Here is a 25,802-nt window from a genome sequence, read left to right as displayed (position 1 = left end):
AAATCGCTTTAATCAGCGGCTCAACTCTAGTAGTTTGGACTGAATTTCTGGAAAGTTTAAGTCATTTTCCTTAAGGGTGTGTGCTACCAAAGACAGCAGCTGATGGGCTTGATCGCGCTGGTTCATTGATTGGGATTGTTCAGCCCATTGCAGCATACCTTGTAAATACTTAACATCGGTTTCGCCATAGGTCTTGGCCAGGTGATTGGTCCATTTTTTATAAAATTCAGCAGCTTGAACAAACTGTTGTAAGGCTTGGTTGCTTGCTGCTATCAGCTGTAGTGAACGGGCAAAGTTGTTCTCATCGCCTTCTGTCCAACCATTGATATGTATTAAATTTTGTTCAATGGCCAATTGATGATTGCCCGCCATGAAATACACCCTGCCCAGAACACTGTGGGCATGGTTGATGAAATTAAGTTCCTTGGTAAAGTTTTCCTTGATCAATTCAACACAGGTTTTGGCATGGGCTGTGGCCTGGTCATATTGACCCATTTTGGCTAAGGTCAAAGCCAATGATTGTTGGGTGTAAAGTGTCGACCGGTGATTCTTACCCAGAGTTTTTGACTCGACTTTGTACATGTGTTGCAAAATTGGCAGGGCTTTTTCAGGATTTCCTGTGGCATTTAAAATGGTAGCTAAATTGGCTTTGGCATTCATGGTTTCTGGGTGATCTGGGCCGAATATGCCTTGTAGAATACCAGCCGCTTGTGCGAGTTCATCAATCGCCAGTTCATATTTTTCCTGGTAATAATAAACAGCGCCTGCATTGCCATGTGCTTGTGACAAGCCCTCACTGCTGTCTCCGTATCTTTTGCGAAAAATTTCTTTGCTGGTTTCAGCGCTGATCAAGGCTTCATCCAATTGTCCGTCGAGCCATTGAAATGCTGATAAGGCGTTGTAAGCTATACCTAAATCAGGGTGATCTTCACCCAGTATTTTTCGATAAGCTTGAATATTTTCTTGGGTCAGCGCCATGGCTGCACTGAAGTTGCCAACTCGATCATAGTATTGGACTAAATCGGAATTTAGTTTCAAATTAAGTACATCAGTGGCTGGTAATGGGAATGCGCGTTTAAGCGATTGAATAATTTCCACTGACCGGACTGATTCACCTTTGAGGTAATGTATTTCAGCCAGCAGGGATTGATTTTTTATGGTATCTATGTCCGAAGTTGTCAGCGGACCTAATGCATCAAAGTGTATCAATGCCGACTCATAATCACCGGCTTGTGCCAGCACATTGGCACGTACTCTTTTAACCGCAGCTGCTTGTGATTTTGTATCGAAATTATCTTCTTGGGTTTGTGTCAGGAGTTCATTAACGGTTTTAATTTCTCCCGCTGAAAAGAGGTATTGGGCTAACAGTGCTGTGGCTTGTTCGTTTTGTGGTTGGATGATTAAGGCATCATTCAATAAGTCAATGGCCTCCGGATAATATCCCAAACGACCATTGGCAAGCGCCAAAGCAACATACAGTTCAAGTTTAATGGCTGGGTCCATGCCATCATCGATCATTATTTTATTGGCAGCTGATCGCAACAAATCTTTGGTGGATAGATCGACGCCTTGCGAAACATTGGGATCAGTGACACTGAAGGAGTCGAGCATAAACTGCTTGACTGCGTTGGCTTTGTCAGCTTCCAGTTTAATGGATTGGTTTTGTATGCTTAAAGCAATAACAGCGATGACTATGGTGGCACACAACAACAGTGATGTGCTGAACAAAGCGGTGCGCCTGACGGCAAAACGATTCAGCCGATACCACCATGAATCTTTGCTGGCGCTGACTGGTTTTTGAGCCAGCCATGCGTTCAAGTCTTCATTGAAGGCAAACATATTGCTGTAGCGAGCATTGCGATCCGGTTGCAACGCTTGCATCAATATATGCCGTAAATCCTGATCTTGAACCTCAGTCTTGAGTAATTTTCTGACATGATGTTCATCATCGACACAAGCGTTTAACATGCGATTGCTGGGGAAAGGCAATTGGTCCGTGAGTAAGTAAACCAGCACTGCAGCCAAGGAATACACATCGGAAGTTACGTCGATGCGTTCGGCTTTTATTTGTTCAGGAGAGGCAAATGATGGCGTGAGTGCCATCAGCGTGTTTTTTGCTTGGCTTTCAGTCAAGCCTTCATTTTTTGGGTTAATCAGTTTAGCTATTCCAAAATCCAGCACTTTAAGGTGACCGTTTCCATCGATCATGATATTGGATGGTTTGATGTCTCGATGAATGATTAAATGATTGTGGGCATACTGTAATGCCTCTGTGGCTTGAATCACCAAAGCCACAATTTGTTTGGTATTGAGCGCATGTTTGCTGACATATTCGTCGATGGGTAAGCCGCCATCGATCAACTCCATCACGATGAAGGACTCCCCCTGATCGGTGTTTTCTCCGTGATGAAATTCAATCACATTGGGATGTGACAATTCTGCCAACATGCTTTGTTCTGCTTGGAACCGGGCTTTTAACTCAGGACTTTGATGAGCGAGGTTGAAGAGCTTAATGGCCACAGGTTTCTGGGTTTCACTGTTGACACGCATGGCCTTGAAGACCAGTGACATTCCCCCTTGACCAATCAAAGCCAACAATTCATAGCCACCGATTTGATCACCTTTTTGCCAGGTTTGACTCAATGGCGTTTGGTAATGTTGACTGACTTTTTGTTCAAAATAGATACTGGGTTGGTGGCTATTATGAATCAGACTTTTTACTAAATTGAGCACTTCGATATCTAAATGGTCATAGGTGTTTAATTGGTTCAATGCTTCGTCAATGGTTTTTTCTGCCAAAGATTCATAGATTTGATTGGCTTGCTTGAGTTTATCTAGATCCATCAGGGTTCTCAATCATGGTCAAGAGCAATGTTTTGGCTTGGTTCCATTGTCTGATCACTTGTCTTTCTGATAAATCAAACATTTCAGCCAATTCCTTGAACGTAAAATTGAATATGATTTTTTGTTGGAATAGCTCAGCTAAATGGGGATCAATTTCTGCCAATATATCGATCAATCGATCAATTTCAATCACATCAAAGTCAATGTCATCGGCTCCGAGTACTTGTGACATGTGTAGATTGTCCATTTGGCCTTTTCTTTTTTTGCGTTGTTTACTGCGAATTTGGTCAATCAAAAACCGGCGCATGGCTTTGGCTAAATAATTTAACAAATGCCTGCGGTCTTGGTGGCTGGGTTTTTCTATCTGGATTAATTTAAGGTAACACTCATTGGCCAGCACAGTAGCGCTGATGGTGTTGTTATTGTGTATATGTGCCAATTGATTTTGCGCAACGGCTTTGATTTCATTGTACAGAAGCGCGTAGATGTGGTCTAAATCCTCTTTATTATTCGGACTCCCCTGATTCAGTAACACTGTGATTTGACCTGCTTGCATGTTTTTATTTTAACTGATGCAAAAAATTAATAACAACTTCAATTCAACCGCAGCCAAGAATAGTTTGCATAACTGTGACGTGAAACTAAAAAAACCGCATGATTAGTTCCCAATCTTTATTTCATTTCGACAGGGTGGATGATAAAATACTTTTTTTTGAAACGAACGTTTGAATTATGGCCAATCTACCCGCACCAATAAAAGACATACAATTCATTGCTGATGAAGTGCTTGACCTCACTGCACACTACAAGAAACTGGGAGTTCACGATGACATCGATGCTGAAACTTTCATGACCATTGTAGAAGAAGCATCCAAATTCTTGCATGAAAATGCAGGCCCTTTGAATCGCAATGCCGACGAACAGGGCTGTCACCATGAAGGCACATCGGTGACCACGCCAGATGGTTTTAAAAAGTTATACAAAGAATTTTGTGAATCTGGTTGGGCTGCTTTGGATGGTGATCCTGAGTACGGTGGACAGGGCTTAAGTTACTGGTTGCAATTGATTTTAGGTGAGTTGAATACCTATTATTGTCCGGGTTGGTCAAACTATCCAGGGTTGACCCATGGTGCCAGAGAGTTGATTGCACATTTTGGTTCAGACGTTTTGAAACAAAAGTTTTTACCTAAATTAACCACCGGTGAATGGTCAGGGACCATGTGTTTGACTGAACCACATTGTGGAACGGATCTTGGCTTGGTCAATACTTCTGCCAAACCCAATGAAGATGGTTCTTATGACATCACTGGAACCAAGATATTCATTACTTCAGGCGAGCATGATTTGACCGACAACATCATTCATCTGGTATTGGCCAGATTGCCGGACGCACCCAAAGGCACCAAAGGCATTTCATTGTTCTTGGTACCTAAAATTTTACTTAATGCTGATTTGGAGCTAGACCAACGCAATACATTGGGCGCTGCCAGCATTGAACACAAAATGGGATTGAATGGATCAGCCACATGTGTGATGAATTTTGATGCTGCCAAAGGATTCTTGATAGGTGAGGGTAATGACGGTTTGAAAATCATGTTTACCATGATGAATGGTGCACGTTTGAATACCGGGATTCAAGGTTTGTCAGCCACACAAGCCTCTTATGAAAATGCTTTGGCCTATGCCAAAGATCGTTTGCAAATGAGGGCGGCCACCGGTGCAAAATACCCTAATAAACCCGCCGACCCTATCATTGTTCATCCAGATGTCAGGCGCATGTTATTGACCATGAAAGCTTTTGCAGAAGGCAACCGAGCGATGGCTTATTTTGTGGGACAACAAATTGAAATCATTAAACACAGTAAAGATCAGGTTGAAGTGAAACGAGCCGATCGCTTGTTGGCCTTCTTGACGCCAATTTTGAAGGCGTTTTTGACTGAGGTTGCTTTGGAAGCCACAGACAATGGTGTACAGATTTTTGGTGGCCACGGCTATATCCGTGAACATGGTCAAGAGCAATGGCACAGAGACGCCAAAATATTCACTTTGTATGAAGGTACCACGGGCATCCAAGCTTTGGACCTGACGGGTCGTAAAATGCTGATGATGCAAAAAGGCCAAATTGGAGAAATGGCAGAATTGATCCAAAATTTCATCAATGAAACTGATACACCCATGAATCAAGAGTTGCAAAATTACCTTGATATGTGGCAAGAAATGACTGAATTCATCACGGGTCAAGCACAGAAAAATGCCAACGAAGTGGGTGCGGCTTCGGTTGATTATTTGATGATGTCAGGCTATGTAATCCTTGCATATTTTTGGGCTCAACTGCATAATTCAGCAGAGAACAACAAAGGTCAGTTGGGAGCCGATTTTTATAATGGCAAGAAGAAAACTGCACAGTTTTACTTCGCGAAAATTTTGCCACGATGTCATGCTTTGAAAGCAACCATCATGACAGGCGCTGATCCTTTGATGAATATTAAAGAATCAGAGTTTTAAAATCGCGATTGAGTAATTACAAAAAACAAATAAAAACAATCATTACATGGGTGCTGTTGGCATTGTTGGTTTTGGTATGGGTACAATTTATTTTGTTCCCCAAACACTTGCAAAATGACATCACAGCGGTCACAGCACCCAACTCGCAACTTTTACCGCAGGCCATCAGGCCCAAACCTTCAAGCTTTCACCTGTTTGGTTCTTCTACAGTCACCGAAGTACCTTTAGATCTACTGCAATTTGAGTCTTCATTGGATTTAATCATTACGGGTATATTTTCCAGCGATGATGCCAGCCAGGGTTTGGCTTATATCAGAAACCGACAAGGCGATGAACAAAAATTCAAAGTGGGCGACGATGTTTTTGGTTTGGCTGTTTTAGATGCGATTTATGATGACCACCTGATTTTAAGGAGAGGTGGTGCCAAGAAAGAGAAACTTTCACTCAGTAAAAACCGCATCGACAGTCAGCCAACTGCCATCAATAAACCCAACGTCACTAGCAAAAATGCGGTATCCTCTGCCAGAATCGCTAATCATATCAACCAATCATCCGATTGGCAGGACATGCTCAATAAACAAAAATATGACCCCAGTAAAATTGCTAAAATAGCCAGTAAAGTGAGTGTGGTAACTGATGGACAGGGCAAAATTTCAGGTCTTAAAGTTTCTCAAATATCAGGTGCGGGTGCTTTGATGAAACAAGGTTTGCGGTCGAATGATCAAATCACGGCAGTAAATGGGGTTAAAATATCCTATCAAAACATTTTAGAATTAAGAAAACAGTTGGAAGGCAGCTCGGAGGCCAATGTAACCATTATGCGAAATGGCAAAGAGCTCAATTTAAATCTTAACTTATCAGAGTTTCAATAATGAAAAAAACCAGAATTATCATGACTGCCATTTGTGGCTTGTTGTTATGCTCCAGTCTTGCGGCAGATAACCACATGCACACATTGAATTTACAGGACACTGAAATTCGATTGTTGGTTGAAACCATCAGTGACATTACCGGAAAGAACTTTGTGATTGACCCAGAAGTTACAGGGAAGATTACAGTTATTTCTGGTCAGCCCATTCCTGAGGATAAAGTATATGACTTGTTCCTTTCTATCTTGAGTGTTAATGGGTTTACCACCGAAACGCAAGGCGACACCATAAAAATTATCCCAGTGGGTAAAAGCAATCCATTGTCTGGTTTAACCAGTGACCATCCAGATCAGTTGATGACCAAAATATTCCGCATCAAGCACATCCCAGTTGAAGATGTGATGCAAATGTTAAAGTCAATGAACAGCAAGGCTAAATTGATCAGCAATGTAGATTCTAATATCTTAATTGCATCGGATAAAAAAGCCAATGTGGATAAAATGGAAGAGTTGATCAATAACATTGATCGAAAATCTGATTCATCCATTGAGCTTATTTCCATTAAACATGCCAATGCTGCTGACGTGGCAGAAACCCTGACCCAGTTACTAGACTCTTCCAATGCATTGGGACCTCAATCAAAAATAGTTCCTGATTCACGTACAAATTCAGTGATCGTCAATGCCAACCCTTCCTTGAAATCTAAAATTATGAACATCATTGCTCAGTTAGATGTTCCTCTTGATACCAATACCCAGGCGCAAGTGGTGCACCTTAAATTTGCATCGGCGGAAACCTTGGTTCCCATATTAGAAACCATGGCTAAATTGGGACAAGGTGAGAATGACAGTCAAAATGTCAGCATTCAGGCACACAATGAAACCAATAGTTTGGTGATCAATGCACCGCCAGCCGTCTATCGCAATGTACAGCAAGCCATTGCTCAGTTGGACATACGACGTCAGCAAGTGTTGATTGAAGCGATCATTGCTGAGGTTTCTGTTGATAACTCGAAGGAGTTGGGCGTCGATTGGTTTGCGCCGATTGCGGGGGACTCTGACGATGGCCTGGTTGGTGGTTCATTCACTGGAAACAACTTGCCTAATTTAAGTGCAGACGATCCTTTGGATGTGTTTGGTAGTTTATTATCAGGTGGCTTGAATTTAGGTTATTTGAATTTTGGTACTGGTAACAATGGCGAACAAATATTTAAATTTGGCGGTTTACTGAAAGCCATTGGCACCAATGGTAATAACAACATTTTATCAACACCTTCAGTAGTGACACTGAATCACCAAGAAGCGTCTTTGTCAGTGGGTCAAGAAGTGCCCTTTGTTACCGGACAGTTTTCTGGCACCGGCAGCTCAAACTCTGAAGGGTCGCCCAACCCATTCACCACCATCCAAAGAGAGGACGTGGGACTGTCGCTGACTGTAACGCCTCACATCAATGAGGGTGGTCAAATTGTGGTGGACATTGCGCAAGAAATTTCAAGCATAGATGCCACAGCTGTCAGCGCGGTGGATTTAGTGACCAAGAAACGAACCTTAAGCACCTCGGTGATGATTCCTGATGATTCAATTTTGGTGTTAGGTGGTTTGATTGATGATTCGGTTCAGGAAAGCATCAAAAAAGTACCTTTATTGGGTGACATTCCATTGATTAAAAACCTGTTCAGAACCAAGAAAAGAACCCGGGTGAAAAGAAATTTGATGATCTTTATCCACCCCAAAATATTGAAAGATAATTTAGAACAGGAAGCCATCAGCAAACAAAAATACAATGAAATCAGACAACAACAATTGGATAAGGTCACACCTGAAAAATTCAGACGTGGTGAACCTTTGTTGCCTGAAATTGAAGACCAACAATAAAGGTCAATGGCCAATATGATTGTTAAACTACCGTCATACAGTTTTGCGAAAAATCGTGGGGCCACGATTTTACAACAAGATGATGCTGGGAAAATCACCCTGGCGGTTTCTAAAAATGCGTCACCCTCTGCCATTGCCGAATTACAAAGGTTGAGTAAGCAGCCAGTCGAAATGTCATTTTTTGATCCGCAACAATACCAGCAAGTGATTCAAAAAATTTACCACCATCAACAATCCATGACAGACGATGTGGTGGCCGATTTAGACAACAGTGAAGCTGAACTGTCAAAGATTGCTGAAGTCTTGGCAGAACCTGAAGACTTATTGGAAAGCAACGATGATGCCCCCATCATCAGATTGATCAATGCTTTGCTGGCAGACGCGGTCAAAGTCAGTGCATCCGATATTCACATTGAGCCGGGTGAGCATCAATTGTCCATCCGTTATCGGGTGGATGGTGAATTACAAGAGGTGCTGACCCCTGCCAGGTCATTGGCGCCGATGATTGCTTCACGAGTTAAAATCATGTCGAAGTTGGACATTGCTGAAAAAAGACTGCCACAAGATGGTCGGATTTCACTGCGCATCGCGGCACATCCAGTTGACGTCAGGGTTTCAACCATACCGGGCGCGTTTGGTGAACGCATCGTGATGCGTTTGTTAGACAAGCAAGCAGGGCAATTGAACCTCAAACAGCTGGGTATGAATGACCGTCATCTATCCATGATGAATGATTTGGTCAAATTACCGCACGGCATTATATTGGTCACAGGACCTACGGGTTCTGGTAAAACCACTTCGCTGTATGCCGCCATCGAAGCCATCAACGAACGATCACGCAACATCATGACCATTGAGGATCCGATTGAATACCATTTAGAAGGTATCAGTCAAACTCAGGTCAACAGCAAAGTAGACATGTCTTTCGCTCGTGGCTTGAGGGCCATTCTTCGTCAAGACCCTGACGTCATCATGATCGGTGAGATTCGTGACCTAGAAACGGCTGAAATAGCCATTCAAGCCAGTTTAACCGGTCACTTGGTGTTTTCAACTTTGCACACCAACACGGCCATAGGCGCAATCACCCGATTGATAGACATGGGTGTGCCACCGTTTCTATTGGCCTCTTCAGTCAAAGCCGTGATCGCGCAAAGGTTGGTGAAGAAGCTCAATCCGGAAACCCGCCAAGAACAAGTCTTGGATGACCAATTAAAACAAGCCTTGGGATTGCCTGCTGATGTGCATTCAGTCTACCAAGCGGATGATAATTTGCCAATGAACCAAGCTTATTCCGGTAGGCTCGGGGTGTATGAAATCATTACACTGGATCAGCAATTAAAAACCATGATTCACCAAAACAAATCTGAAAGTGAAATGTCAGAAGTGGCCCATCAATTGCACCCCAGTATCAAAACCGACGCTCGGGAGAAATTAATGGCAGGGCACACTTCAATTGATGAAATTTTACGCGTGATTCACAGCGGGTAATGGCATGGAAGCATTTGAATACAATTCGATCGATGCGAAAGGCAAACAAAAGAAAGGGATCATTCAAGCCGACAATGAAAAACAAGCCAGACAACTGCTGCGCAACCAAGCACTGACACCCATACAGGTTTCTTTGGTGGTCGAAAAACCCCATGCCAACGAACCAATCAATGGACGGACTCAACGTTTGTCGATGAAAAAAAATGAGCTGCCCTTGTTGATCAGACAGTTGGCTACACTGGTACAAGCGGGATTGCCCATTGACGATGCTTTGAAAACTTTGATTGAACAAAGTGAAAATAAAAATTCTGAAAGAATCCTGTCAACAGTGCATGCCAAAGTAATGGAAGGCCAGTCCTTGGCATCGGCCATGCGGATATTCCCCAAAGCCTTTGATGAATTGGTTGCCACCAGTATTGAGGCTGGTGAACAGTCAGGGCATTTAGAAGAAGTGTTGTTGCAGTTGGCTGATTACTTAGAGACCCGAGACGAAATGGGTAAACAGTCCGTATCGGCATTGATTTATCCGTTGATACTGGTGTTAACCGCGATTGCTGTGGTGGCTGGATTGATGGTTTACATTGTACCCAAAGTCATTCAAGTTTTTGAGAGTACCCAGGTTCAGTTACCATTGATGACCAGAACGTTGATTTCACTCAGTGATTTTCTGGCCACCTATGGCATTTATTTACTTGCCCTGTTGCTGTTGTTGGTGTTTGGGTTTATTGTTTTGCAAAACTATCCACCATTTAAACTCGCTTGGCATCGCTTCTTATTAAAAATACCCGGCATAGGAAGGTTAATCAGGGTGTCCCAAGCTGCCAGGTTTACCCGCACATTAGGTATTTTGACGCAAAGTGCTGTCCCGATAGTTTCGGCCCTGTCCTTATCACGCCAAGTGGTCAAGAATGAAGTGATAAAGCAAGCCTGTGAACAAACAGCAGCAGCTGTTCGTGAAGGCAGTGGCTTGGCTCAGGCCATGAAGAACAGCGGTCAATTTCCACCTTTGAGTGTTAAATTGGTCCATTCAGGTGAGCAAAGTGGTCAATTAAGCCAAATGCTGGTTCGCACAGCGATGGTCCAAGAAAAAGACGTGGAAAACAGGTTGAAGACCTTGATTGGAGCGATTCAACCCTTGGCGATCTTGTTTGTGGGGGTTATGGTATTATTTATTGTTTTAGCGATGTTGCTGCCCATTTTTCAAATCAACACCATAGTCAAATAAAGTGATCATTCAATTCAACAGAGTCAGTAAAGCATATGGCAAAGACAACAAGGCATTGTCTGATGTCAGCTTTGATGTTGAAGCGGGAGAAATGTTATTTTTAACCGGTCATTCTGGAGCGGGTAAAACATCCATATTAAAATTAATCATGAAAATAGAGGACATGAGTTATGGTCAAGCCACGGTCAATGGCTATGGGCTCAAGCACCTCAAAAGTCATCAATTGCCGCAATACCGACAAAGTGTCGGCATGATATTCCAAGACCATCGTTTGCTTGAAAATCGAACCATTTTGGACAATGTGGCTTTGTCATTGTGGATTCGTGGCTATGGAAAAGCAGAAAGTCACAAACAGGCCAGGGTGGTGCTGCAACAAGTAGGTCTCAAAGACAAGACCCATTTCTACCCTGATCAATTGTCCAGTGGGCAACAACAAAGGGTGGGCATTGCTCGAGCCATAGTCAGTAAACCAGACATTCTGCTGGCAGATGAGCCTACGGGTAACTTGGATCCAGATTTGTCGTTGGAATTGATGGAAATATTCATGAAAATCAATGAGACAGGCACCACTGTGTTGATTGCGTCACATGATCTAATCCTGATCAAACGATTGAGAAAACGGGTGTTGGTGTTAGATTCCGGACAGTTGATAGATGATTACCGACCTGAAACATGAATCAAATCATTAAACACAAACCCAATCAATGGGTCAAATGGTACAGAGGACATATCAGGGCTATGGTTGAAGGCTTTAAAATGCCCATGTTGACCCCTTATTCCAGTTTATTTACGGTGATAACATTGGCCATCTGTTTCTATTTGCCATTGGTCATGTGGACCCTGTGGCAAAATTTTTCAGAAGTCGAGGACTCTTGGCGCGGACAAGGCAGCATGGCGGTGTTTTTGAAACAGGGTTTGGCTGCCAATGACTTGACTGTATTACAACATGATTTACTGGAAAGAAACATTGTGATTGAAGTCTCTGTGGTAGATAAGGACACCATCAAGGCCAGTCTGAATGATGATCCACAATTAAATCAAGTGATTGATGTCATCTCATCGCATGAACTGCCCGATCAAATACTGGTACAACCACACCCAAACGCCACCAGTGAACAACTGCAATCCTTGGCGAAAAATTTACAATTACTGCCTGACATTGATTACGTCAGTTTTGATGCAGAATGGTTCAATCAATTGAAATCACTGACCCAGGCTTTTTATTATTTAATGCAAGCCAGTATCGTTGTTTTCTTGATCATTATCTTGGTGTTTTTAAGTCATTCCATCGGCAGTGAAGTGGCATTGCATAAAAAAGAAATCAGTTTGCAAAAATTATTGGGTGCATCACCCGGACAAATCAGAAGGCGGTTCTTGTATGGTGGTTTATATTATGGGCTGTTGGCCTCGATGATTGCCATTGTGATGTTAAGAATAACCCTGTGGTACCTGGAAAAACCGATTGCGGATCTGTCTCAATCTTTTGGGCAAAGTATCCTGATACGAACCCCTTATTTACCAGAATTGTTGGTGTTTATCTTGTTGGCAACATTGATTTCATGGCTAGGGGCCAGAGTCAGTGCTTCGAATCACATTGCAAATTTATAAATAGGTATGAATGATTTGGTGTCAGAAAATAAAATAGATTATCATCTTGGCAGTAAATATCCACAATGGTGTACAATGCCCTTATGAGCGAATCACAAAAAGTTTTGATTGCAGATTCTTCGAAATTAGCCAGAAGGTTAACCGAAAAGCTGGTCAAAAAAATCAGACCTTACACTGATGTCATCACTGTTGAGACGGTTGAACAAGCAATCACTAAATTACAAGATAACCGCGTTGACTTAATCATCTCGGCGTTGCGTCTGTCTGATGATGATGGCACAAAAATTTGCCAATACGTCAGGGAAAACCTGCATTACTTACCAGTCATCATAGTCTCCGGAGATGTCGATTCACGGGTTCAAGAGCGTATCATGAGCAGTGATGTCACCGATTATATTGACAAGGCTGCAGGACAGAAAGGGCTGGAGATATTTCTGCGAGGTTTGTTACGTCCAGATGACCAAATCAATGGCAAGATTTTGTATATTGAAGATTCTGCCGTGGTCGCACATGCCACCAAAAAGTTGCTGCAGAACCACAATTTAGACATCACCCATACCTTAAGTGTGACCGATGCGAAAGCCATCATTCCGACCAAAGACAGTGCCTACGATGGGTTTGAATTGGTGTTAACTGATTATTACCTTAAAAATAATGAGACGGCCCTGGAAATTTTGGACTTCGTGCGCAATGATTTGGGCTTGGATAAAATTGAAATGCCTTTTGTCATCATGACCGGTGATGAAAACACCGAAAATCAGAAGCAAATCCTGAACCTAGGTGCCAATGATTTGATCGGCAAACCGGTGAATCAAGAGGCTTTGGTTAAGAAAATAAAATTTCAGATTAGGTTCACTCAGTTTCATCGAGAAAAAAGCAAGAATAAATGAGCCCAAAGCTGGACGAATCGTGGTTCAGGCATTTAGCCAGTGAGTTTTCTCAGCCATATATGCAAGCCTTACAAGCTTTTCTGCAACAGCAGAAAGAAGGCAATCTAGTCACCTTTCCTGCCGAACCACTCATTTTTAACGCTTTTAACCGCACACCACTGCCTGCGGTAAAGGTGGTGATACTGGGGCAAGACCCCTACCACGGTGCGGGTCAAGCACATGGACTTTCATTTTCAGTGCCTGATGGTATCAAGCCGCCCCCATCTTTGGTCAATATTTTCAAGGAAATACAACAGGATTTAGCCGTTACCAATTGTTCAGGCAATTTATCCAGTTGGGCAGACCAAGGTGTGCTGTTATTAAACAGTGTACTGACTGTGGAACAGGCCAGGGCAGCGAGTCACCAAGGCAAGGGTTGGGAAATTTTTACTGACCGGGTCATCCAAATAATCAATGATCAATCTGAAGGTGTGGTATTCATGTTGTGGGGGGCCTATGCACAGCAAAAGGGTCGGCATGTGGACCCAGACAAACACTGCATTTTACAAGCGCCACACCCATCACCTTTATCGGCTTATCGAGGGTTTCTGGGATGCCGGCATTTTTCAAAATGTAACCAATACCTAATAAATCACGCAAAAACGCCGATAAATTGGCAGATAAGTTAAAAAAAGCAGCGGTTTGTCACTGTTCGTGGACTTGCAATTCGTTATAATCTTTGCTTGAAAAACAAATTATTGGGCAGAGAAACAATATGAAAGCAATTATTTTTATTTTGGCATCCTTGTTGGTAACACAAACAATGGCAGCAGAAAGTTGGTTAGACAACCTAATGGATGACAATAAGAAGGCTGAAATCAATCAGCGATGGCATGCAGATGGTGGCGAAATGAATTTGTTGTTTTACTATGGCAGATTGCAATCACTCGGTATTGAAGTGAAGGGGACCGTAGCGTTTGACACCAATAATTGGACTGAAAATACTTATATCATGCCAATCAAAAACATCGGTGGTTTGTCCTTGAAAGTACCTTATGGAAACCTGATCGGTATCGACCAAGGCGTGTTGAGTTTGGCGGGTCAATTCGAGTGGCATCACAATGGACAAGTCATTGAATTCAATGGATTGACCTTAAGGGTGTCCAATCAGCACAAGCAAGACAGCGATGTGGTTGGTTTCGAAATGGTCAATGACCAAGGCCAAGTGTTATTCTATTTTGATCATGTGCATTCAACCTTGGATGTAAAAAACCAATTCCTTAATTTAGAAAATATGGATGTCAGCATCAGTCCAACATTGGCGAAAATCTTGGATGAACCGAAATTATCAGGTTTAACCATCGGTCAAGCCCACATCCAAAGCCATTTAACCCTGCCCCCAGGTGGTTATCAGGACATCAAAAGTGTCGAAGGTGGCTCCTGTGCAAATCGTCCATTGTGGCCGGGTGATCCCCGCCCCAGTGACGGGAATCCCGCTCAGGTCGATGTGTTTTTAACTGAAATGAATGCATCTCAACGCAGAAACCTTAACAATGGTTACATTGTGGTGACACCCAGTGCAGAGCTTCGCAATGGCATAGCCAACCCTACCGCTACCCAGTCTCAAGACATGGCTGATGTGGCCTGGTACACCAAATACTCAGGAACCTTTGCCCCGTATCAAAATGCACAACACCCGTTCTTGATCTGGAACATGTATCGCATCATTGATGATCGGATCGAGCAGATTGGGGTTTCTGGGGTGAAGCATGCCTTTTTGACGATTAATTTTAATTGTGACATCAATTGTAACAATGGCCACATCTTGTGGCCTGGCTGTGAAGATATTTACGGTGTGGGTAATAATGACAGTGGTTCGTCCTTAGGACCTCGTGAGAACATTGAAGCCTACAAAGGCCTGTGGACAGAGTCTCCATCCTTTTTCGATCCCAACAACAGCGGATCACAAACCAATTCATCCAATGGCACCGATGAGAACAGGATGGTGGTGGCGGAAGCAGATTTGGGTGTGCCAGGTGCAGAGTATGTGTTCTCATCTTGGTATTTGGTGCGAGATGACATCAATATTTTCAATACCATGGGGTACAAACCTTATTCTGTGACCGAAAGCAATGGCAATTGGTTTTTCCAACAACAGGCCAATTTAACCCTCGGAGCGGCCAGTGATTCCTATGTGACACCCAACAGCTTTGATTTGAGTGCTGGCACTGCTTCAGCCAGAAAAACCATTGAAGGGGCGGGACATGTGACCTTGGCGGTCAGAGTCGTTGACCAAGGCAATGGTCAATACACTTACAATTATATGGTGGAAAATCATGATTTTGATCCACAAGTTCAAGCCATCACTTTGCCCTTGAATGACCTGGCATCTATGACAGACTTTATTTTTGCTGACACCGATGAAGATGCGGGTAATGATTGGACGGTGTCTCGTTCCAATCATGTACTGACCTTACAAGCGCCGGCCGGCAATGAAATTGACTGGGGTATCCTTTACAGCTTTTCCTTTACCTCAAATGCCGAACCGATCGCCGGCGATGTTGAGGCCAAGCCATTGGGGGTCATGAGACGTCCAATCATAGGTTCACTGATAGTTCCTGGCGATTTAAGCGATTTAATTTTTGAGAACGACTTCGAAATTCTGAATTAAGTCTGAACAAGAACTGATAACTTTTATGCACTAAACGCGTATATCTGATAGAATACGCGTTTTTTTATACCAGGAAATATATGGCGAAAGAAGACGTAATTGAATTAGAAGGTAAAGTAATTGATACCTTGCCTAACACCATGTTTAGGGTTGAGTTGGAAAACGGTCACATTGTGACGGCACACATCTCAGGCCGCATGAGAAAACACTATATCAGAATCTTAACAGGTGACACGGTAACTGTAGAGTTGACGCCTTATGATTTAAGCAAAGGACGTATCACATTCCGCAGTAAGTAAATCTTTCCAAAATTGAATTTGGAAAGATTTGATGTCAATGAGCAGTAGGGCTTTCTTCAACTGATGACAGCATCAGTGTACTGGAGATAATTTCAAAGTTTAATGCTTGATTAATGACATTGATTTTTACCAATCCCCCATTCTTTAACTTACCAAATAAGATTTCATCGACCAATGGTTTTTTGACGTATTGATCTATGGCCCTTTGCATCGGGCGAGCACCCATTTCTGGGTTATAACCTTTTTCAACCAACCACTCTCTGGCAACTTGGGTGATGCTGAAGGTTATCCCTGGCTCTACCAACTGTTGTTCCAATTCGATGATGATCTTGTCTACAATTCTTTCAATATGTGATTTATCCAGGGCTTTGAACGGTACGATTGCATCCAAACGGTTTCTGAATTCTGGTGTGAAGTGACGATTCAATTCAATCATCGCATCTGAACTTCTGTCTTGATCGACAAAACCGAAACTGTTTTGCCCCAAGGTGGTGGCTCCGGCATTGGTGGTCATAACCAAAAGCACGTTTCTGAAATCAGTTTCACGGCCATTAGAATCTGTTAATTTGCCATTGTCCATGACTTGTAACAAGATATTCATGACGTCTGGATGGGCTTTTTCTATTTCATCCAACAGCACAATACTGTGTGGTGTTTGATGTACTTTATCGGTCAGTAAGCCACCTTGTTCATGGCCCACATAACCTGGAGGTGCTCCAATCATCTTGGCAACGGTGTGTGGCTCCATGTATTCTGACATGTCAAAACGAATCAATTTTAATCCCAAATGATGGGACAATTGTTTAACCACTTCGGTTTTGCCCACTCCAGTGGGTCCAGCAAAAATTAAATTGGCCACTGTGCGATTGTCCCGGTTAAGACCGGCTCGAGCCATTTTTATGGCTGAAGCAAGGATTTCTATGGCTTCTTCTTGTCCAAAAATAACATGCTGTAAATTACGTTCTATCGATTGTAGCCTTTGTCCGTCTTCATGGTTCAGGTCATCAACCGGTATTTTTGCTATGGATGCAACCACTCGCTTGATGTCACTTCTACCGATTGGTTTTTCTTGTAGCCCATTGATTCGTTGCCATGAACCGGCTTCATCGACCGCATCAATGGCTTTGTCCGGTAAGAATTTATCGCTGATGTGTTTGGCCGATAATTTGACGGCCGCCGTGATGGCTTGGTCATCATAGGTGACCCCATGGTATTTTTCAAAATGAGGCTGCAAACCTTTGATGATATCAATGGCTTCATCTTGGGTGGGTTCTGTGATGGTGATTTTTTGAAAGCGACGAGACAAAGCGCGATCACGATCAAAAACATTGCGAACTTCCTCTTGGGTGGTTGCTCCAATACAACGCAAAGCCCCTTTGCTGAGGGCAGGTTTAAGTAAATTTGAGGCATCCAAGGAGCCACCAGAAACTGCGCCTGCACCTATGATGGTATGTATTTCATCAATGAATAAGATGGCATGGTCTATTTCTTGAATGTATTTAATCACTGACTTCAGTCTTTTCTCAAAATCACCACGGTATTTGGTACCAGCCAATAAACCGCCTAAATCCAAGGAAAATACTTTGGCGTCTTTGATGACATCGGGTACTTTTTGATTCACCACATGCAATGCCAAGCCCTCTGCTATGGCTGTTTTACCCACACCGGGTTCTCCAACCAACAACGGGTTGTTCTTCGATCTGCGCATCAAAATTTGAATCATTCGCTCCACTTCGGTGGCGCGTCCTATCAATGGATCAACTTGTCCTTGCTCGGCTTTTTCATTTAAATTAATTAAAAACTCTTTGCCGGATTCTGCTTTCTCTGCTTCAGCCAAAACTTCACTGTTGGGATGGTTTTCTTGGTCAATTTGATCGGCTTCATTGTTGCCACCATGCGCTATGCTTCTGACTATATCAAATCGAGTGATGCCTTGTTTGTTCAACAGGTAAACCACATGAGAATCCATCTCATCAAACATGGCCACCAAAACCCGGTCTCCAGTCACTTGTTTTAACTCAGCCGATTGGGCTGAATAAATGGCCCTTTGAATGACCCGGCGAAAAGCCAAAGTGGGTTGTGTTTCAATTTCCGATTCAGTCGGCAGGATTTTGACATGTTGACTGATCAATATTTCCAATTCTTGCTGTAACAAAGTGATGTCAGCATCCACGTCATTAAGCACTTGAGCAGCGTGTTGGTTTTCAAGTAAGGCCAACATCAAATGTTCCATGGTTAACAACTCGTGCCGTTTGGTGCGAGCCATTTTATATATTTTATTGATGCTTTGGTCTAAATGGGTGTCTAACATTATACAATCTCCGCAACGCACAATAAGGGGTGCTCATTGTCTCGTGCATATTCATTGACTTGGGCGGTTTTGGTTTCGGCCACTTCATGGGTAAAAATACCACAAAGGCCTTGGCCTCTGGTGTGAACATGCAGCATGATTTGAGTGGCTTTTTGTTCATCCATATCAAAAAACTTTTGTAAAACTTCGATGACGAAATCCATCGGTGTGTAATCATCATTCAGCAGAATGACCTTGTACATTTTGGGTTCAATCAACTGAGTTTCAGTTTCCTCTAAAAGGCCTGTGTCCAATTGGTTTTTGTTTTCTTTATCAGTCATGTGTATTTATATTAAATCTTTAAGCCTATATTTGATTTTTATTGAATAATTCAAGACTTGGTCTGACCTCAATTAATATCATAGCCTAAATATCAATGGATTGACTAGCCTTGCATCACGTCATTGCTTATTTTTAAGCATAATTTAAAGAACATCAATAAATATAAATAAATCTACTTTTAAAAGTCAAATATGTGTCATCCCAACAAATTGAATATAGTTAAGTCAGTTGTTGACCGAACGGTCAGTCTGTTGTTATGATAATAACAACTCAAACGAAAAGTGAAGATGGATCAAGTCAAGCCGAAAAAGTATTTATGGATTTTGTCTGTTTTATTACCACTGGTTGGACTCTCTGGCATAAGTTTGTATGAAATGACTTCTGTGGCATGGTGTTTGCTGTTACCGATTGCATTTATTTATATTGGCATCCCCCTGTTGGATTGGTTGTTTTCAACCGACAACAGCAACCCGGACGCCGCTCAATTAATACAGTTGGAGCAATCAAAATTCTATGATTGGATCTTGTTCCTGATGCTGCCTGTGCACTTCTTTGTTTTTTACACGATAATTGACTATACAGTGAGTCAGGAATTGACTTTTTGGATGCATTTGACTCTGCTATTGACCTTAGGGGTTTTTGGCGGCCTGGCAATCAACTTGGGGCATGAGCTTGGTCATAAGAAAGACCGCTGGTCTAAAAATCTGGCCAAACTGGCATTGGCGACCGGTGCCTACGGGCATTTTAATGTGGAACACAACGCAGGCCATCACCGAGATGTGGCAACACCTGAAGATTCCGCCAGTGCGAAATTGGGTGAAAGCATATATCGATTTGCTTTGCGGGAGTTTCCTGGAGGATTAAAAAGGGCTTGGCGCATTGAAACAACACGTTTAACCCGGCATGGATTGAAATGGTATTCAAAGGACAATCAAATATTACATTCCTATATCCTCACAATAATCATATACGGTCTACTGACTGCTATGTTGGGGTGGCCAGCTTTGCTGCTTATGTTGGCACATGCACCATTGGTTTGGTGGCAATTAACCAGTGCAAATTACATCGAGCATTATGGTTTGTTGCGACAAAAAAACAAGCATGGAAAATATGAACGTTGTGAGCCAAGGCATTCATGGAACTCTAATCACTTGATTTCTAATTTGGTGTTGTTTCATTTACAAAGGCATTCTGACCACCATGCCAATCCTTCCAGGCATTACCAAAGTCTCAGGCATTTTGCAGAGGCACCACAATTACCCACAGGGTATATGGGCATGTTTGTATTGGCCTATTTCCCCCCACTTTGGTATAAAGTGATGGATAAAAGGTTATTGTCAATGTATCAAAACGACATGCGATTGATTAATCATTAAATGCAAAAGCAGCCAAACAGGTCCAAATACCGCATAAATAGGGGTTATTTGAGGTAATAATATGCTATTTTCATTCGCTTGCTTTATAATCCGCACTCTTTTTTTCAACGCGCCATGTTGCGTCAGTTTTTATGTCTCAATCCAGTAAAACACTTTCATTTGATGATTTGGCTTTGTCGCCAGAAATATTGAAATCAGTCAAAGAAAATGGTTATGAACAACCATCTCCTATTCAAGAAGCCAGTATTCCACCTATTTTGGCGGGTAAAGATGTGTTGGGACAAGCGCAAACAGGCACCGGAAAAACAGCTGCATTTGCTTTACCCATATTATCCAATCTAGACATGAAAGCCAAACATGTGCAGGTGTTGGTTTTGACCCCCACACGTGAATTGGCCATTCAAGTGGCAGAAGCATTTCAGTCATATGCTCGACACATAGAAGGATTTCATGTGTTACCGATTTATGGTGGGCAAAGTTACGACATTCAACTTAAACAATTAAAACGTGGTGTTCAAGTGGTGGTAGGTACCCCCGGTCGTGTCATGGATCACATGAGACGCAAGACATTAAAATTAGAGGCGTTAAGTACTTTGGTGTTGGATGAAGCCGATGAAATGTTGCGCATGGGATTTATTGATGATGTGGATTGGATTTTAAGCCACACACCCAAAGATCGACAAATTGCTTTGTTTTCAGCAACCATGCCAAAAGAAGTTAAAAAAGTGGCAGTCAACCATTTACATAATCCTGTCGATATTAAAATTGAAACCAAAACAAGTACCGCGACCAACATCAGGCAGCGTTATTGGATGGTCAGTGGCTTGAAAAAATTAGAAGCTTTAACCCGGGTATTGGAAGTTGAAGATTTTGATGGCGTGTTGATATTTGTTCGAACCAAAATGGCGACGGAAGAGTTGGCAGAAAAATTACAAGCCCGTGGTTTTTCAGCAGAAGCCTTGAATGGTGACATGGTACAAAAACAACGCGAAAGATTGGTGGCTAAATTAAAAAATGGTTCGATTGATATATTGATTGGCACCGATGTGGTTGCTCGTGGATTGGATGTTGAAAGAATCAGTCATGTCATCAACTATGACATTCCTTATGACACCGAGTCCTATGTACATCGAATTGGACGCACAGGCAGGGCGGGACGATCTGGAGATGCCATCTTGTTTATATCTCGTCGCGAACAGCGCATGTTGCGGATGATTGAGAAAGCCACCAACTCGCCGATAGAACCGATGAATATACCAACGGTTTCAGACATCAATGACAACCGCATGCTGCGGTTTAAAAACCAAATCAACGAAACCTTGGCGGCCAAAGACTTGTCAATTTATCAACAATTGGTTGATGAGTTTGAGAATGAAACCGATTTTGATCCTAAATTAATTGCTGCTGCATTGGCGTATATGATCCATGGTGACAAGGGCATGTTATTGGTTGAAACCAAGGGTGAAAAACACGAAAGAAACAAACCCATTAAATCAAACGAATTTGATCGTGATTCTGATTCTGGCAGATCACACAGTCGACAACAACGAAGCGCGTCGAATGAGTTCATTGATCCAACCCCAATCCCATTGAATGACCATCCAGACATCGTGATGGAAAGGTTTCAGGTTTCGGTGGGCAGAGAGCAAGGCGTCAAACCAAGTAACATTGTTGGAATGATTTGTAATGAAGCTGAATTGGAACGGGAATACATTGGGCAAATTGACATATATGACCAAGTAGCGACTGTTGATTTACCTGCTGATATGCCGAAAGAAATCATGGACATTCTGTGGAATGGCCGATTGTGTGGCAGAAAAAGTGAAATTCAAAAAGTAGGTGGTGGCGCAAAAGGAAAATCACGTAAAAACTCAGATGATTATCAACCAAGCAAGCCGAAAAGGGTGAATCGCCGAAATGCCAAAGCCGGTAGTGCCACCAAATCAAAAGGCAAAGCCAAATCATTCGGTAAAGCCAAAAGAAAACCCAAAAAATAAAAGCACAAGCTGAAGGTGAAGGCCTTCATTAAATTGGTTTTACATTTAATCGACACAGGTTAGAATAATATGCATTATTATTCTAATTTTGTCTCGATATGAAAAAAATCAAAGTGGGTATCAGTGCATGCTTGTTAGGACAAGCAGTTAGATTCAATGGATCACACAAAAACTCAGTTTTTTGTAACGAAATATTATCAGAATGGTTCGAATATGTGCCCATTTGCCCTGAAGTGGAAATTGGCATGGGGGTTCCCAGAGAACCGATTCGCTTGGTCAATGAAAACAACCAAATAAGGGTTAAAAACGTCACCGATCAATCCAAAGACTATACCGATCAGCTACATGCCTTGGCAGACCAGAGAGCACCTGAACTGCATGACCTTTGCGGTTATATTTTTATGCAAAAATCACCCAGTTGTGGGGTCTTTAGGGTCAAGGTATACAATCAAAATGGTATGCCCGAAACCAACCCTGCCATGGGAGCCTTTGCCTACCAGTTGAAACAACATTATCCCTTGTTGCCAATGGAAGAGGCCGGACGAATCAATGACATTCGTTTGAGAGAGAATTTTATCATCAGGGTGTTTGCTAATCAGGATTGGCGTGAACATGTATTGGCCGCACCCCTGGCTAAAAATTTAGTGGCCTTTCATACGCGTTATAAGTTTTTGTTACAAGCCCATTCAGAATCGCATTACAGAAAATTAGGTCAATTGGTGGCTGATGCCGGCGTCAAACCGATTGATGAAATTTTACAGCAATATTTTACTTTGTTTACCGAATGCTTGACTCAAGTTGCGAAGATCAACAATCATGTCAATGTGCTGTTACACATGATGGGATTTTTGAAGAATCAGCTGCCAAGTGAGGTTAAAGCTTCCCTACTCAATTTGATTGAACGTTACAAAGAACAAAAAGTACATTTGATTGTTCCCATCACCATGCTGAAGCATTATGTAGATATTCATCAAATTGAATACCTGATGAATCAAAAATATTTATCGCCTTACCCTTATGAATTGGGCTTAAGAAATAGTTTGTAGCATACAGATTGAGAGAAACGTCTATTGGAATCACCAGACCTGTCATGTTTATATTTATTGGCACAGGAAGAGGGTGTTGGTTGTATGAGTTTTGAATTATGGCTGAAAACAGACATTATTTACTGTGAATGACTCAGATCGTTGTTGATATGCACTATGATGAAAGGGTGTGTGTATAAAGGTCCTTTGCAATCAATGCAATTTTTAGAGTTAGATAAATATAAAAAACGGGTGTTTCAGGTGCTGTTGGCATTAACCATTGTGTCTGGGACTGTCTTTGTTTTCTTTAATTACCAACGCGGTCAAAGTGCACTGGCATTGATTGAAATGGCAATCGTGATACTTTCGGTTGGGTTGATGATCCGGGTTAATAAAATCCGGAACAGAGAAAAGTTTCTGCGCATAGCTTTGGTGTATTTGACATTTTTCTTGTCAGTCATGATGTTCGCATTTTCGGTTGAAGGCGTTTCAATTACGGTATTTGTTTGGGCATTAGGAATACCACTTATTTCATACCTGTTATTGGGTGTGGAAACAGGTTTTATCATGACCGCCATTTTTTATTCTTTGACAGCCTCCCTTTTTTACCGAGGGTTCCATGCACATGTATCCATGGTTGATTCAATCGCCTATGCCAACTTTATTGCCTGTGCTTTCGTGTTTTGGGGCATTTCTCACAGTTATGAACATTCAAACAGGTTTGCCAAAGACCGGTTGAATCAACTGGCGGTATTCGATCACCTGACAGGACTGTACAACCGTTCCATGGTTACCAAACTCTTTACCAAAGCGATAGAATCACCAAACACCCATCAACAACAAATCAGTGTCATCTCATTTGATTTGGACCATTTTAAAAACATCAATGATCAGTATGGTCATGCCATTGGTGATGAGGTCTTACAGCGATTTTCACAAGTATTGATGGAACAAATTCCAGCGGAAAGTAGCGCCTTCAGAATGGGTGGGGAAGAGTTTGTGGTTATATTACCGACAAGCAATGAGGCGAAGGCCAATAATTTGGCTGAAAAAATCAGAAAAGCCATTGAACAAGATCTTATTATTTCAGGATTACCCAAAGCGTTTTATGTCAGTGTGAGTGTCGGCGTTATTACTGACTGGGTGAAAAGTGCCAACCTCAACAGCATGTTAAAAGCCGCTGACCAAAGGTTGTATCAAGCCAAACAACAAGGCAGGAATGTTGTGGTTTCTCATGGCTGATACAGGATCTTCAGAGGCCCATTGATATTCTGAATGATGATTCAGCTGCAAGGAAGTTATTCAATATCCAAGTCAAAGGCAGCTTTCAGTTTATCTACCACTGGCTTAGTACCAAACCATATATTGAAATAATGGTTTGAAAATAATTTGTTGGTTGATACTGCTAACAATTCTTTGTTTTTAAACAAGCTCAACGTTGAGTCGTTGATTTGTACCAGATCAAAATATTCTCCAGCTTTGATATCGGTATAGTTTGCATTGAATTCAAGCAACAGAGGCTTGAGTAAATTCAAATGTTCTGGACTTTTCAAGTTTAAAAGAAAATACTCTTCAGCACTCTTTTTAAAAAAATCTGCCGACACATTTTTCAAGTAATGGAATCTGATGACTTTATTGTCCGCCTGAAGAATGGGGGCCGTTTTTTCACAATCTGGCGCATACCAACCGATTTCGGCCACTTTAATGAGGTAACCATAGCGCAGTGTAAAATCTTTACAGCGTTCAAATTGATTGTTGTTTTGTTCAATGGACAGAGGAAGGTAATTACTACTGAACGCGCACATCGGTAATAACAATAACAAAGTAATAAATTTCATGTGGCAGATTTTCATAACATGGATTTGATTTTCTTAACCATACCACCCATCATCGGCAAATGCTCGAAAAACGCTTCAGAAGAATCCCAAAAATCTTGGTGAAAAACAACTTTACCGGCTTGATTGAACCGCAATTGCGTCATGCCTATAGAATGAGAGTCAATGCTTTTACCTTTGATGTTGAGTTTCATGTGCATAGACCATCTGATGAAATAATCATGTTCACTGCGGATAACGTCCAATACTTGAACTTCTGTGCTTTCTACTTGGCTGGCCGAATGTGATAAATAATCGACCAATTCATCGATGTCATTAATGATTTTAAAGGTGTCATTGAAATACAGTTCTTCGGCATACACCTTTCGAATATTGGCCGCAGTGGCGCCTGCTTTGAAATCAGTGAAGATCATTCCAAATGTATCTTTAACTTCATGTTCAGCAGTTGTGGGCGTGTTGGCTAAGTTGTCAAAATATTGAGTGGCTGATCTGTTGAGCTTTAAATGGGTAGAACCAGTACAAGCATAGAGCAACATGGCAAGTAAAATAAGAATAATAACTGTTTTCATAACTGGCTGTGGGTTAAATTTAAAAACGCAATATTAAATCACCTCGCGTGTACTTGATGTGAACTGAATCATCCGGAGTTGATAAATGATTTTTGTTCACGGTTTTTTCACCAGCG

The 25,802-nt window shown here is 42.0% G+C and carries 21 protein-coding genes; 15 read left to right on the top strand and 6 right to left on the bottom strand.

From position 1 onward, the window contains the following. Window positions 1-12: 12 nt before the first annotated feature. Both CCS90_RS09705 and CCS90_RS09700 read right to left on the bottom strand, forming a co-directional pair. Window positions 13-2,844, bottom strand: a complete 2,832-nt coding sequence (locus tag CCS90_RS09705; RefSeq protein ID WP_099019332.1) for a serine/threonine-protein kinase — start codon at window positions 2,842-2,844, stop codon at window positions 13-15. Next, on the bottom strand, window positions 2,831-3,400 hold the full coding sequence (locus tag CCS90_RS09700; RefSeq protein ID WP_099019331.1) for an ECF-type sigma factor: 570 nt from the start codon (window positions 3,398-3,400) through the stop codon (window positions 2,831-2,833). Before CCS90_RS09700 ends, CCS90_RS09705 begins: the two co-directional genes overlap by 14 nt. A 176-nt stretch (window positions 3,401-3,576) precedes the next feature. Between CCS90_RS09700 and CCS90_RS09695 the strand changes: the two genes are divergently transcribed. From CCS90_RS09695 to infA, 11 genes are all read left to right on the top strand, one after another. Continuing rightward, window positions 3,577-5,349 (top strand): acyl-CoA dehydrogenase C-terminal domain-containing protein, encoded by a 1,773-nt coding sequence (locus CCS90_RS09695; protein WP_099019330.1) that lies wholly within the window; start codon window positions 3,577-3,579, stop codon window positions 5,347-5,349. Between the two features lie 8 nt (window positions 5,350-5,357). Then, on the top strand, window positions 5,358-6,221 hold the full coding sequence (locus CCS90_RS09690; protein ID WP_099019329.1) for a type II secretion system protein N: 864 nt from the start codon (window positions 5,358-5,360) through the stop codon (window positions 6,219-6,221). Next, a complete protein-coding gene (locus CCS90_RS09685) occupies window positions 6,221-8,092 on the top strand; it encodes a secretin GspD/PilQ domain-containing protein (protein WP_099019328.1) in 1,872 nt (623 codons plus the stop codon). The genes CCS90_RS09690 and CCS90_RS09685 overlap by 1 nt, the downstream gene beginning before the upstream one ends. A 15-nt stretch (window positions 8,093-8,107) precedes the next feature. After that, entirely contained in the window at window positions 8,108-9,580 is a 1,473-nt protein-coding gene (gene gspE / locus CCS90_RS09680; RefSeq protein ID WP_211337005.1) for a type II secretion system ATPase GspE, read from the top strand. A gap of 4 nt (window positions 9,581-9,584) precedes the next feature. Next, window positions 9,585-10,805 carry a type II secretion system inner membrane protein GspF gene (gene gspF / locus CCS90_RS09675; protein ID WP_099019326.1) on the top strand — a complete coding sequence of 407 codons (1,221 nt, stop codon included), beginning with the start codon at window positions 9,585-9,587 and terminating at the stop codon, window positions 10,803-10,805. Window positions 10,806-10,809: 4 nt separating this feature from the next. Then, the gene (gene ftsE / locus CCS90_RS09670) at window positions 10,810-11,481 is read left to right on the top strand and encodes a cell division ATP-binding protein FtsE (protein WP_099019471.1); all 672 of its coding nucleotides are present in this window, start codon (window positions 10,810-10,812) and stop codon (window positions 11,479-11,481) included. Then, a complete protein-coding gene (locus CCS90_RS09665) occupies window positions 11,478-12,413 on the top strand; it encodes a cell division protein FtsX (protein WP_099019325.1) in 936 nt (311 codons plus the stop codon). The genes ftsE and CCS90_RS09665 overlap by 4 nt, the downstream gene beginning before the upstream one ends. A gap of 83 nt (window positions 12,414-12,496) precedes the next feature. Then, window positions 12,497-13,303, top strand: a complete 807-nt coding sequence (locus CCS90_RS09660) for a response regulator (protein WP_162846792.1) — start codon at window positions 12,497-12,499, stop codon at window positions 13,301-13,303. Beyond that, window positions 13,300-13,971 (top strand): uracil-DNA glycosylase, encoded by a 672-nt coding sequence (ung, locus tag CCS90_RS09655; protein ID WP_099019323.1) that lies wholly within the window; start codon window positions 13,300-13,302, stop codon window positions 13,969-13,971. The genes CCS90_RS09660 and ung overlap by 4 nt, the downstream gene beginning before the upstream one ends. Before the next feature lie 86 nt (window positions 13,972-14,057). Then, window positions 14,058-15,953, top strand: coding sequence for a hypothetical protein (locus CCS90_RS09650; protein ID WP_099019322.1), 1,896 nt, complete (start codon window positions 14,058-14,060; stop codon window positions 15,951-15,953). Between the two features lie 80 nt (window positions 15,954-16,033). Further along, on the top strand, window positions 16,034-16,252 hold the full coding sequence (infA, locus tag CCS90_RS09645; RefSeq protein ID WP_099019321.1) for a translation initiation factor IF-1: 219 nt from the start codon (window positions 16,034-16,036) through the stop codon (window positions 16,250-16,252). 34 nt (window positions 16,253-16,286) lie between these two features. Here infA and clpA read toward each other — a convergent pair whose 3' ends face one another. Together clpA and clpS are read right to left on the bottom strand one after the other, a co-directional pair. After that, window positions 16,287-18,563: an ATP-dependent Clp protease ATP-binding subunit ClpA gene (clpA, locus tag CCS90_RS09640; RefSeq protein ID WP_099019320.1), complete on the bottom strand. Its 2,277-nt coding sequence runs from the start codon at window positions 18,561-18,563 to the stop codon at window positions 16,287-16,289. Next, window positions 18,563-18,883, bottom strand: a complete 321-nt coding sequence (gene clpS / locus CCS90_RS09635; RefSeq protein WP_099019319.1) for an ATP-dependent Clp protease adapter ClpS — start codon at window positions 18,881-18,883, stop codon at window positions 18,563-18,565. Before clpS ends, clpA begins: the two co-directional genes overlap by 1 nt. 288 nt (window positions 18,884-19,171) lie before the next feature. Between clpS and CCS90_RS09630 the strand changes: the two genes are divergently transcribed. From CCS90_RS09630 to CCS90_RS09615, 4 genes are all read left to right on the top strand, one after another. After that, window positions 19,172-20,260: an alkane 1-monooxygenase gene (locus tag CCS90_RS09630; protein ID WP_099019318.1), complete on the top strand. Its 1,089-nt coding sequence runs from the start codon at window positions 19,172-19,174 to the stop codon at window positions 20,258-20,260. Window positions 20,261-20,391: 131 nt separating this feature from the next. Further along, window positions 20,392-22,257 (top strand): DEAD/DEAH box helicase, encoded by a 1,866-nt coding sequence (locus CCS90_RS09625; protein ID WP_099019317.1) that lies wholly within the window; start codon window positions 20,392-20,394, stop codon window positions 22,255-22,257. A gap of 98 nt (window positions 22,258-22,355) precedes the next feature. Continuing rightward, window positions 22,356-23,303: a YbgA family protein gene (locus CCS90_RS09620; protein ID WP_099019316.1), complete on the top strand. Its 948-nt coding sequence runs from the start codon at window positions 22,356-22,358 to the stop codon at window positions 23,301-23,303. A 195-nt stretch (window positions 23,304-23,498) separates the two neighbouring features. Continuing rightward, window positions 23,499-24,524 carry a GGDEF domain-containing protein gene (locus tag CCS90_RS09615; RefSeq protein WP_162846791.1) on the top strand — a complete coding sequence of 342 codons (1,026 nt, stop codon included), beginning with the start codon at window positions 23,499-23,501 and terminating at the stop codon, window positions 24,522-24,524. A gap of 56 nt (window positions 24,525-24,580) precedes the next feature. Here CCS90_RS09615 and CCS90_RS09610 read toward each other — a convergent pair whose 3' ends face one another. Continuing rightward, window positions 24,581-25,120 carry a chalcone isomerase family protein gene (locus CCS90_RS09610; protein WP_162846790.1) on the bottom strand — a complete coding sequence of 180 codons (540 nt, stop codon included), beginning with the start codon at window positions 25,118-25,120 and terminating at the stop codon, window positions 24,581-24,583. Window positions 25,121-25,131: 11 nt separating this feature from the next. Next, a complete protein-coding gene (locus CCS90_RS09605; RefSeq protein ID WP_099019313.1) occupies window positions 25,132-25,686 on the bottom strand; it encodes a nuclear transport factor 2-like protein in 555 nt (184 codons plus the stop codon). Between the last annotated feature and the right edge of the window lie 116 nt (window positions 25,687-25,802).

Origin of the sequence: Marinicella litoralis (assembly GCF_002591915.1) — a bacterium.
In the GTDB taxonomy this organism is placed as follows: domain Bacteria; phylum Pseudomonadota; class Gammaproteobacteria; order Xanthomonadales; family Marinicellaceae; genus Marinicella; species Marinicella litoralis.
Note: the sequence above shows the minus strand (reverse complement) of the source record. Positions and strands in the feature narration are given on the sequence as shown.

Excerpts from the sequence above, each read along its gene's own strand:
- CCS90_RS09615 (WP_162846791.1), top strand. The coding sequence starts at position 23,499 with ATGCAATTTTTAGAGTTAGATAAATATAAAAAACGGGTGTTTCAGGTG.
- gspF (WP_099019326.1), top strand. The coding sequence starts at position 9,585 with ATGGAAGCATTTGAATACAATTCGATCGATGCGAAAGGCAAACAAAAG.
- CCS90_RS09685 (WP_099019328.1), top strand. The coding sequence starts at position 6,221 with ATGAAAAAAACCAGAATTATCATGACTGCCATTTGTGGCTTGTTGTTA.
- CCS90_RS09660 (WP_162846792.1), top strand. The coding sequence starts at position 12,497 with ATGAGCGAATCACAAAAAGTTTTGATTGCAGATTCTTCGAAATTAGCC.
- CCS90_RS09695 (WP_099019330.1), top strand. The coding sequence starts at position 3,577 with ATGGCCAATCTACCCGCACCAATAAAAGACATACAATTCATTGCTGAT.
- CCS90_RS09650 (WP_099019322.1), top strand. The coding sequence starts at position 14,058 with ATGAAAGCAATTATTTTTATTTTGGCATCCTTGTTGGTAACACAAACA.
- CCS90_RS09610 (WP_162846790.1), bottom strand. The coding sequence starts at position 25,120 with ATGAAATTTATTACTTTGTTATTGTTATTACCGATGTGCGCGTTCAGT.
- gspE (WP_211337005.1), top strand. The coding sequence starts at position 8,108 with ATGATTGTTAAACTACCGTCATACAGTTTTGCGAAAAATCGTGGGGCC.
- CCS90_RS09700 (WP_099019331.1), bottom strand. The coding sequence starts at position 3,400 with ATGCAAGCAGGTCAAATCACAGTGTTACTGAATCAGGGGAGTCCGAAT.
- infA (WP_099019321.1), top strand. The coding sequence starts at position 16,034 with ATGGCGAAAGAAGACGTAATTGAATTAGAAGGTAAAGTAATTGATACC.
- CCS90_RS09665 (WP_099019325.1), top strand. The coding sequence starts at position 11,478 with ATGAATCAAATCATTAAACACAAACCCAATCAATGGGTCAAATGGTAC.
- CCS90_RS09625 (WP_099019317.1), top strand. The coding sequence starts at position 20,392 with ATGTCTCAATCCAGTAAAACACTTTCATTTGATGATTTGGCTTTGTCG.
- clpA (WP_099019320.1), bottom strand. The coding sequence starts at position 18,563 with ATGTTAGACACCCATTTAGACCAAAGCATCAATAAAATATATAAAATG.
- CCS90_RS09630 (WP_099019318.1), top strand. The coding sequence starts at position 19,172 with ATGGATCAAGTCAAGCCGAAAAAGTATTTATGGATTTTGTCTGTTTTA.
- CCS90_RS09705 (WP_099019332.1), bottom strand. The coding sequence starts at position 2,844 with ATGGATCTAGATAAACTCAAGCAAGCCAATCAAATCTATGAATCTTTG.
- CCS90_RS09605 (WP_099019313.1), bottom strand. The coding sequence starts at position 25,686 with ATGAAAACAGTTATTATTCTTATTTTACTTGCCATGTTGCTCTATGCT.
- CCS90_RS09620 (WP_099019316.1), top strand. The coding sequence starts at position 22,356 with ATGAAAAAAATCAAAGTGGGTATCAGTGCATGCTTGTTAGGACAAGCA.
- clpS (WP_099019319.1), bottom strand. The coding sequence starts at position 18,883 with ATGACTGATAAAGAAAACAAAAACCAATTGGACACAGGCCTTTTAGAG.
- ung (WP_099019323.1), top strand. The coding sequence starts at position 13,300 with ATGAGCCCAAAGCTGGACGAATCGTGGTTCAGGCATTTAGCCAGTGAG.